This is a genomic window from Streptomyces sp. NPDC027185, assembly GCF_055567035.1.
In genome coordinates this window covers 171,882-181,355 of sequence record NZ_JBVHRF010000010.1, presented here as the reverse complement: position 1 = coordinate 181,355, position 9,474 = coordinate 171,882, and the positions used below count along the sequence as shown (strand labels likewise).

General features: G+C 72.0%; 4 protein-coding genes and 3 tRNA genes. 4 read left to right on the top strand and 3 right to left on the bottom strand.

Annotation, left to right across the window (positions count from 1 at the left end; genetic code table 11):
• Together ACZ4M8_RS28170 and ACZ4M8_RS28165 are read right to left on the bottom strand one after the other, a co-directional pair.
• Positions 1 to 1,954: DEAD/DEAH box helicase (locus ACZ4M8_RS28170; protein WP_467612272.1), on the bottom strand; the 1,954-nt coding region annotated here is incomplete at its 3' end.
• Positions 1,955 to 3,150: 1,196 nt separating this feature from the next.
• Positions 3,151 to 3,501, bottom strand: a complete 351-nt coding sequence (locus ACZ4M8_RS28165) for a metallopeptidase family protein (protein ID WP_345088685.1) — start codon at positions 3,499 to 3,501, stop codon at positions 3,151 to 3,153.
• A 195-nt stretch (positions 3,502 to 3,696) separates the two neighbouring features.
• On the opposite strand from ACZ4M8_RS28165, the gene ACZ4M8_RS28160 reads away from it, so the two are divergent.
• The 3 genes from ACZ4M8_RS28160 to ACZ4M8_RS28150 all read left to right on the top strand — a co-directional run bounded on the left by ACZ4M8_RS28160 (position 3,697) and on the right by ACZ4M8_RS28150 (position 3,969).
• Positions 3,697 to 3,769, top strand: a tRNA-Glu gene (locus ACZ4M8_RS28160).
• A gap of 47 nt (positions 3,770 to 3,816) precedes the next feature.
• Positions 3,817 to 3,891, top strand: a tRNA-Asp gene (locus tag ACZ4M8_RS28155).
• Positions 3,892 to 3,895: 4 nt separating this feature from the next.
• Positions 3,896 to 3,969: transfer RNA gene (locus ACZ4M8_RS28150), tRNA-Phe, on the top strand.
• 65 nt (positions 3,970 to 4,034) lie between these two features.
• Here the strand turns inward: ACZ4M8_RS28150 and ACZ4M8_RS28145 are convergent.
• Entirely contained in the window at positions 4,035 to 5,216 is a 1,182-nt protein-coding gene (locus ACZ4M8_RS28145) for an ABC-2 transporter permease (protein WP_467612268.1), read from the bottom strand.
• A 144-nt stretch (positions 5,217 to 5,360) separates the two neighbouring features.
• On the opposite strand from ACZ4M8_RS28145, the gene hrpA reads away from it, so the two are divergent.
• On the top strand, positions 5,361 to 9,470 hold the full coding sequence (hrpA, locus tag ACZ4M8_RS28140; protein ID WP_467612265.1) for an ATP-dependent RNA helicase HrpA: 4,110 nt from the start codon (positions 5,361 to 5,363) through the stop codon (positions 9,468 to 9,470).
• Positions 9,471 to 9,474: the final 4 nt, after the last annotated feature.

Genomic DNA, 9,474 nt, shown 5'->3' with positions numbered 1-9,474 from the left:
GGCGGTCGAAGGAACGCCCACCGGAACGGTCATCCCGCCGGTCATCGCGACGGTCGAACGAACGGCCACCGGAACGGTCATCCCGCCGGTCGTCACGACGGTCGAAGGAACGGCCACCCGACCGGTCGTCACGGCGGTCGAAGGAACGCCCACCGGAACGGTCATCCCGCCGGTCATCGCGACGGTCGAACGAACGGCCACCGGAACGGTCATCCCGCCGGTCGTCACGGCGATCGAACGAACGGCCACCCGACCGGTCATCCCGCCGGTCGAACGAACGGCCACCGGGACGCTCGTCACGGCGGTCGAAGGAACGGCCACCGGAACGCTCGTCACGCCGGTCGCGGCGCTCGTAGTTGCCGCGGTCGTCGCGCTGCTGGGTGCGCTCGACGGGGCGGCGGTCCTCGGCGGCGTCGGCCTGGGCCGGGACCTCGGCGGCCGCGGCCTCCACGGTCGCGGCGACGGCGGCGAGCGCCTCGGCCGGGTCCTCGCCGCGCTCACGGGCGGCGCGGGCGGTCAGCCGGTCCGCGTCCTCGCGCAGCTCGGCGGCGCGGCGCTGCACCCGCTCCAGCTCCCGGGTCAGCTCCTGGACCTCGCGCTCGGCCTGCTTGGCGGAGTTCGCGGCCGACTCGGCCTGCACCTCGGTGAGCGAACGCGCACCGGTGATCCGGGCGACGTCGTCGTCGAACGCGCCGGCCCCGCCGACGATGTGGCGCGAGGCGTCGACGCCCGCGTCCTCCATCAGCCGGAAGATCTGACGCCGCTGGTGCGGCAGGGACAGCGACACGACGGTGCCGGACTGGCCCGCACGCGCGGTACGGCCGGAACGGTGCAGGTAGTCCTTGTGGTCACCGGCCGGGTCGACGTTGAGGACCAGGTCGATGCCGTCGACGTGGATACCGCGCGCGGCGACGTCGGTGGCGACCAGGCAGTTGACGTAGCCGTCCTTGAAGTCGGCCAGCGTGCGGGTCCGCGCGCCCTGCGTCATACCGCCGTGCAGCGCGTCGGCCTTCACCCCGGCGTCCCGCAGCTGCTCGGCGACGCGGTCGGCGCCGAGCTGGGTGCGGACGAAGATGATGGTGCGGCCCTTACGGGCGGCGATGGCGGCGGTGACCGGCGCCTTGTCCTTCGGCTTCACGACGAGGACGTGGTGGGTCATGGTCGTGACGTTGCCCTGGGCACTGTCGACCTCGTGGCTGACCGGCTCGTTCAGGTACCGCTTGACCAGCGTGCCGATCTCGTTCTCCATCGTGGCGGAGAAGAGCATCCGCTGGCCGCCGGTCGGCACCAGGTCGAGCAGCTCGGTGACCTCGGGCAGGAAGCCCAGGTCGGCCATCTGGTCGGCCTCGTCGAGGACGGCGACCTGGACGTCGTCCAGCGAGCAGGCGCCGCGGTTGATGATGTCGCGCAGCCGGCCCGGGGTGGCGACGAGGACGTCGACGCCACGCTCCAGGGCGTAGATCTGGTTGCCCATCGACGTACCGCCGCAGACGACCTTCAGCTTCAGGCCGAGGACGTCGCCGTACGGCTGGAGCGCGTCGCTGACCTGCATGGCCAGCTCACGGGTGGGGGTGAGGATGACGCCGCGGGGGCGCTTCTTCTCGGTCCGGCCGCCGGCCAGGCGGGTCAGCAGCGGCAGACCGAAGGAGAGGGTCTTGCCGGAGCCGGTACGGCCGCGGCCGAGGATGTCGCGTCCGGCGATGGCGTCCGGGATGGTCGCCGCCTGGATCGGGAACGGCGTGGTCACACCGTTCTGCGCCAGCTTGCGGACGATCTTCTCGTCGAGACCGAGGTCCGCGAAGGTGATCTGCGGCTCCTCGTCGGCGGCGGCCTCCGCGGCAGCCTCGGGGGCCTCGGGGGCCTGCTCGACGGCTTCGGCGGACTCGGCGGGGAGCGGCGTCACGGCCTGCTCGTCGTCTGCGGGCAGGACGGACTGTTCAGTGGAAATGGACATGCGAAATGCGAAACCTTCCGGAGTCTCGGCACGCGCCCAAACTCCGTGTGTTTCACAGAGACCGCCTCAATGCGGTCAGCCACGGCAAGGGAGAGAACGCGCCACGCGGCGCGCTTCTTTTCTGGCGCCGGGCAAATGGGATCAAACGATCTACCACCATACGCACCTCCACCCCGGTAAGGCAAATGGCTCCCGTCCCACCCGGTACGGCCACGGACCGCGACCCCCCGGACACCTCCGCGCCTCCCGACGCCCTCCGGTACGGCACCGACCCACCCGGCCCGTCCGGCAGCGCCAGGACCACAGCGCTCCGGTACGCGCGGAACCACGGCGGGCCCCGACGGCTCCCGGACGCGTCACCCCACCGGCGGCAGCACGTCCGGCAGCGGCCCCGGCGCCTGCGGCGTCGGCCCGGACGCCCCGGCGGTCGGCGTCCCACCGCCGCCGGACGGCGGGAGGGGGCTGCCCGGCGTGGCCGGCGGCGTCGGCTCTGCGGGCGAGGCGGGCCCGGCGACCGGCCCCGACGCCGACGGCCGCGGCCCCGCCGGGGACCCGGCCCCGCCCTGCGGCGCCCCGGCGGTACGGGACGGCACGGGCGACGCGTCGGCCTCCGCCCCCGGTGTACGCCCGGCCCCGGGACGGCCCACGCCACGCTCCCCCGGCCCCGGGGTGGCCGCCGGCCGCCCCATGCGGTGCGGCGCCGAGCCGCTGCCGTCCACCGTGAGCCCGCCCGGCGCACGCGGCGTCCGGCCCTCCGTACCGCCCCGCGGCGCGGCGTCCCCCACCGGCCGCGGCACCTGGCCGCTCACGCTCACGCACCCGGCGAGCGGCGCGGCCAGCGACGCGACCGCGGCCACCGCGGCGACGGCCCGGCGCACCGGCCCACCGTCCCTACGGGATACGGGCGTTGGCGCGGCGCGGGGCGCCCGGGGGAGCGGCGGGGCGGTGTCCGCCACGAGCGCGGGGGTCGCGGGGTTCGGTCGCACGGGGGCCTCCGGGCCCGGGGCGCGGACGGCGGCAGACGTCGGCGCGGCCGGCTGGAAGAGCGGGGGACGCCCTGCCCAACTCCCCCGCCCCGCCCGAGGACACGCGCCGCACCGTCCCGATCCGGGGCGCGCCCGCACGGCCGGGCCCCGGCGTCCGCGACGGGGCGCCGTCCACCCGCGCGGCCCGCCCGCCTCTGCGTCCCGGGTCTCTCAGCCGTACCCGAGCGCGTGCAGCCGCTCGTCGTCGATGCCGAAGTGGTGGGCGATCTCGTGCACCACCGTCACCTCGGTCTCGGCGACGACGTCCTCCCGGGTGTCGCACATCCGCAGTGTCGGCCCCCGGTAGACGGTGATCCGGTCGGGCAGCACACCCGCGTACCACTCACCGCGCTCGGTCAGCGGCGTCCCCTCGTAGAGCCCGAGCAGATCGGGATCGTCGGACGGCGGCTCGTCCTCGACGAAGACCGCCACGTTGTCCATCAGCCGGGTCAGCTCCGGCGGGATCCGGTCGAGCGCCTCGGCGACCAGTTCCTCGAACTCCTCGCGCGTCATTTCCAGCACCCGGCCATTGTCCGCCCCCGGCGCCGTACCGCGCCGTCCCCGGCGCACCCGGGCCCGCCTCCGGGAGGCTCCGGGGCGCCCCGCCACAGGTCGTCGCGGCGACGCCAGGTCAACCGTTTTGGCGAACGGTCCTCCCATCCCATATGCTTCTCACGTCCCCGACGGCGCCGGTAACGACGCCAAGGCGGGCCATCAGCCCTCATCGTCTAGTGGCCCAGGACGCCGCCCTTTCAAGGCGGTAGCACGGGTTCGAATCCCGTTGGGGGCACGCAACACCGTGTGCGAGAATGATTCACGTCGTTCCGCACAATGCAAGGTCCTGTGGAGCAGTTTGGAGTGCTCGCCACCCTGTCAAGGTGGAGGCCGCGGGTTCAAATCCCGTCAGGACCGCTGCGGCTGGGTAGCTCAGTTGGTACGAGCGATCGCCTGAAAAGCGATAGGTCGCCGGTTCGACCCCGGCCCCAGCCACACCCATTGGGAGAAGGCCCCGATCTTCGGATCGGGGCCTTCTTCGTGTGTGCGGCGGGCGCCGCTCACTCCGCCGCGTGCGCGGGCGGCTTCGCCGTCTCCCGGCCGCCCGGGTGGCGGTGGCGCCACACCCAGAAGACCGTGCAGGACACCACCGCCCAGCCGGTCAGCACCAGATACGGGAAGAGGTGCTGGGAGCCGCCGAAGTAGACCGCGGTGTGCTGGGCGTTGACCGACGCGCCCGGGGGCAGCCACCGGCCGATGTGGCCGAGCGCCGACGGCAGCAGCGGCCAGGAGACCGCGCCGCCCGAGGACGGGTTGCCGAGCAGCACCATCACGCCCCAGGTGGGGATCATCGCCCAACGGCCCATCAGGGTGTTGAACATCGTGAAGACCATGCCGGACGTGAACATCGTGAACGCCAGGATCAGCCAGGAGTGCACGAACGGCAGCCGGAGCGCGCCCAGCCACCAGTCGACGACCGCGGCGATGGCGAAGCCGCCGAGCAGGGCGTAGGCGAGCGTGAAGGCGATCCGTTCGGCCGGGTTGAGGGCGCGGGCGTGCACGCTGAGCTGGATCGCGCCGACGAAGCCGATGATCACCGCGGCGAGCGAGATGTAGAAGAGCGCCAGGCCCCGCGGGTCGCCCTTCTGGAGCGGCTTGAGGTCCTGGACGCGGACCGGCACCCCGACCGCCCGACCGACCTTCGGCCCCGTCGTGGCCAGCAGCTCCGCCACCGACGCCCCCGCGGCGCCCGCCACGTCCAGCTCCACGCCCGCCCCGCTCGACCGGACGACCGCGAACTCCCGCTGTTCCTCGACCGCCTTCCTGGCCTGCGCGTACGTGGGATACACGGTGAGCCGCAGCGAGGCGTTCAGCGCCTTCTCCATGCCGTCGACGAAGACCTTCTCGCGCGTCGGTCCGCCACCGGGGACGGCCGCCCGCCCGACAATCGCCGTCGGCACATGGCGCGGCGTCGGGTTGGCCATGGTGTACGTGTACGAGCCGGCGAAGAGCCCGGCGGCCGCCGCGAGGATGACGACGAGGACGCAGGCGGGGAAGAACGGTGAGGCCCTGAAGGCCCGCCAGCGCTGCGCGGCGGTCGCGGGACGGCCGTGCGCCCCGTGCGCGGGCCCCGCCCCGGTGCCGTCACCGGGCGCGCCGTCCCCGTCCGTCCCTTCGTACGGCTCCGGCCCGCCGCGCGGGGTCGTGCCGTCCGGGCCGTGGGCGCCGTGCTGATCAGCCATGCGAACACGCTAAAGCACGTAATACGGATATACCTGTGCAAGTGGGTTCCGGGGGTGGCCGCGGGCGCGTCCGCCCGGGGCGCCCCGCCCGCTCCGGCAAATCGTTCGCCAGTCGAATCGGGGAGGTGAGATCCTGGGACGCGTATGTCCAGTCAGCCTGCCTCCGCCCTGCCCGACGGCGCCTCTGCCGCGCCCGCGGCCGCGCCCACGCTCCCCGCCCTCCTGGAGCGGCTGCCCGAGCTGATGCTGCGCGACCAGCAGCGGCTGGGGCGGCGGCTCGACGGTGCCCGGCGCATCCGTAAGCCCGAGGCCCGTGCGGCCGTCCTCGCCGAGATCGCCGACGGGGTCGCGGAGGCGGAGGAGCGCGTCGCACGCCGGCGCGCCGCCGTGCCCGCGATCAGCTATCCCGAGCAGCTGCCGGTCAGCCAGAAGAAGGACGAGATCCTGGAGGCGATCCGCGACCACCAGGTCGTGATCGTCGCCGGTGAGACGGGCTCGGGGAAGACCACCCAGATCCCCAAGATCTGTCTGGAGCTGGGGCGCGGCGTCCGCGGGCTGATCGGCCACACCCAACCGCGCCGGATCGCGGCCCGTACGGTCGCCGAGCGCGTCGCCGAGGAGCTGAACACGCCGCTGGGCGAGGCGGTGGGCTGGAAGGTCCGCTTCACCGACCAGGTCGGCGGCGAGACCCTCGTCAAGCTGATGACCGACGGCATCCTGCTCGCCGAGATCCAGACCGACCGCGAGCTGCGCCAGTACGACACCCTCATCATCGACGAGGCCCACGAGCGCAGCCTCAACATCGACTTCCTTCTCGGCTACCTCGCCCAGCTGCTGCCCAAGCGGCCGGACCTCAAGGTCGTCATCACCTCCGCGACGATCGACCCGGAGCGCTTCGCCCGGCACTTCGGCAGCTTCGCGGCGGTCGGGCCGGGGGCCCCGCGCCCGGCGGACGGCGAGGAGGCGCCGAGCGCCCCGATCGTCGAGGTCTCCGGCCGGACGTACCCGGTCGAGGTCCGCTACCGCCCGCTCCTGGAGGAGGGCGGCAGCGACGGCGACCGCGACCAGATCACCGCGATCTGCGACGCCGTCGACGAACTCCAGGCCGAGGGCCCCGGCGACATCCTCGTCTTCCTCTCCGGCGAGCGCGAGATCCGCGACACCGCGGACGCGCTCAACAAGAAGAACCTCCGCGCCACCGAGGTGCTGCCGCTCTACGCCCGCCTCTCCCACGCCGAGCAGCACCGCGTCTTCCAGCGCCACACCGGCCGCCGCATCGTGCTCGCCACCAACGTCGCCGAGACGTCCCTGACGGTGCCCGGCATCCGGTACGTCATCGACCCCGGTATGGCCCGGATCTCGCGCTACAGCTTCCGCACGAAGGTGCAGCGGCTGCCGATCGAGCCGGTCTCGCAGGCCAGCGCCAACCAGCGCAAGGGCCGCTGCGGCCGTACCAGCGACGGCATCTGCATCCGCCTCTACTCCGAGGACGACTTCCTCTCCCGTCCCGAGTTCACCGACGCGGAGATCCTGCGGACCAACCTCGCCTCCGTCATCCTCCAGATGACCGCCGCCGGTCTCGGCGACATCGAGAAGTTCCCGTTCATCGACCCGCCGGACCGCCGCAACATCAAGGACGGCGTCGATCTGCTGCACGAACTGGGCGCGCTGGAGGCCCGTACGAAGGGCGGCTCCGGCGGTGTGAAGGGCGGCACGGCGAAGGGCGCCGGCCCCCGGCTCACCCCGATGGGCCGCAAGCTCTCCCAGCTACCGGTCGACCCGCGGCTGGCGCGCATGGTGCTGGAGGCGGACCGGAACAACTGCGTCCGCGAGGTCATGGTCATCGCGGCGGCGCTCTCCATCCAGGACCCGCGCGAGCGCCCCTCCGACAAGCAGCAGCAGGCCGATCAGCAGCACGCCCGGTTCAAGGACGAGAGCGGCGATTTCCTCGCGTACCTGAATCTCTGGCGCTATGTACGCGAACAGCAAAAGGCCCTCTCCTCCTCCGCCTTCCGCCGTATGTGCCGCAATGAATTCCTGAATTATCTGCGCATACGCGAATGGCAGGACATCTACTCCCAGATGCGTTCGGTCGCCAAGACCATGGGAATTCACCTCAGCGAACAGGACGCGGCGCCCGACCACATCCATACGTCGCTGCTGGCCGGTCTGCTCTCGCACATCGGGCTGAAGGACACCGACGCGAAGAACGAATACCTCGGCGCCCGCAGCGCCAAATTCGCGGTCTTCCCCGGTTCCGCGCTGTTCAAGAAGCCACCGCGCTGGATCATGTCCGCCGAGCTGGTCGAGACGTCCCGGCTGTGGGCCCGCGTCAACGCCAAGATCGAGCCGGAGTGGATCGAACCACTCGCTCAGCACCTGGTCAAACGCGTCTACAGCGAACCGCACTGGGAGCAGAAACAGGCCGCGGTGGTGGCGTACGAGCGGGTCACGCTCTACGGCGTCCCGATCGTCGCGCAGCGCAAGGTCGCCTACGGCCGTATCGATCCGGAGACCTCCCGCGATCTGTTCATCCGTAACGCCCTGGTGGAAGGCGACTGGCGCACCCACCACCAGTTCTTCCACGACAACCGCAAACTCCTCGGCGAGGTCGAGGAGTTGGAGCACCGCGCCCGCCGCCGCGACATCCTCGTCGACGACGAAACCCTCTTCGACTTCTACGACCAGCGCATTCCGGCGGACATCGTCTCCGGCGCGCATTTCGACGCCTGGTGGAAGAAGAAGCGCCAGGAGGAGCCCGAACTCCTCAACTTCGAGCATTCGATGCTCATCAACGAATCGGCCGAAGCCGTCACCAAGGACGACTATCCCGATTCCTGGCGGCAGGGAAAGCTGAAGTTCAAGGTCACCTACCAGTTCGAGCCCGGCGCGGACGCGGACGGCGTCACCGTCCACATCCCGCTCCAGGTGCTCAACCAGGTGGCCTCCGAGGGCTTCGACTGGCAGATCCCGGGCCTGCGCGAGCAGTTGGTGACGGAGCTGATCCGCTCCCTGCCCAAGCCGATCCGCCGCAACTACGTGCCCGCGCCGAACTTCGCGGCCCGTTTCCTCGACACCACCGTCCCGCTCCAGGGCGCACTGACGGCGTCGCTGGCCGCCGGGCTCCAGCGGATGGTGGGCGTCCCGGTCTCCGCCGACGACTTCGACACCGCCAAGGTCCCCGACCACCTCAAGATCACCTTCCGGGTGGTGGACGAACGGCGCCGCAAGCTGGCCGAGGCGAAGGATCTGGAGGCGCTGCGGCTCCAGCTCAAGCCGAAGACCCGCGCCGCGATCTCCAAGGCGTTCGAGCAGGCCGCCGACCGCCCCGCCCAGGGCGGCAAGGGCCCCAAGGGCGACGGCCCGGCCCTGCCCGGTCTCGAACAGCGCACGGGCCTGACGTCCTGGACGCTCGGCGCCCTGCCCCGCACCTTCGAGACGCGCCGCGCCGGCCAGCCGCTGAAGGCGTACCCGGCGCTGGTCGACGAGGGCAGCAGCGTCGCCGTCCGCCTCTTCGACACCGAGGCGGAGCAGCTGACCGCGATGTGGGCCGGCACCCGCCGCCTCATCCTGCTCAACATCCCCTCCAACCCCGCCAAGTTCGCCCAGTCCAAGCTGAGCAACCAGCAGAAGCTCGCCCTGTCCCGCAATCCGCACGGCTCCATCCCGGCGCTGTTCGACGACTGCGTGACCGCCGCCGCCGACCGGCTGATGGCGGCGCGCGGCGGCCCCGCCTGGGACGAGGAGTCGTTCCGGAAGCTGTTCGACGGCGTCCGGGCCGACCTGGTGGACGCGACGATGAAGACGATCGGGCAGGTCCAGGAGGTGCTGGCCGCCTGGCAGGCGTGCGAACGGCGCCTGAAGGACACCTCGTTCCCCTCGCTGCTGCCCTCCCTCACCGACATCAAGGAGCAGCTGGCCGCGCTCATCAAGCCCGGCTTCGTCACCGCACACGGCGCGAAGCGGCTGCCGGACCTGATGCGCTATCTGGTCGCCGCCGACCGCCGTCTCCAGCAGCTCCCGACCAACGCCGAACGCGACCGCGCCCGGATGGCGAAGGTGAAGGAGATGCAGGACGAGTACGCCTGGCTCCTGGAGCAGTTCCCCCAGGGCCGCCCGGTCCCGGCGGCCGCCCGGGAGATCCGCTGGATGATCGAGGAACTGCGCGTCAGCTACTTCGCCCACGCTCTGGGCACCGCGTACCCGATCTCCGACAAGCGCATCGTCAAGGCCGTGGACGCGGCGGCGCCGTAGCCCG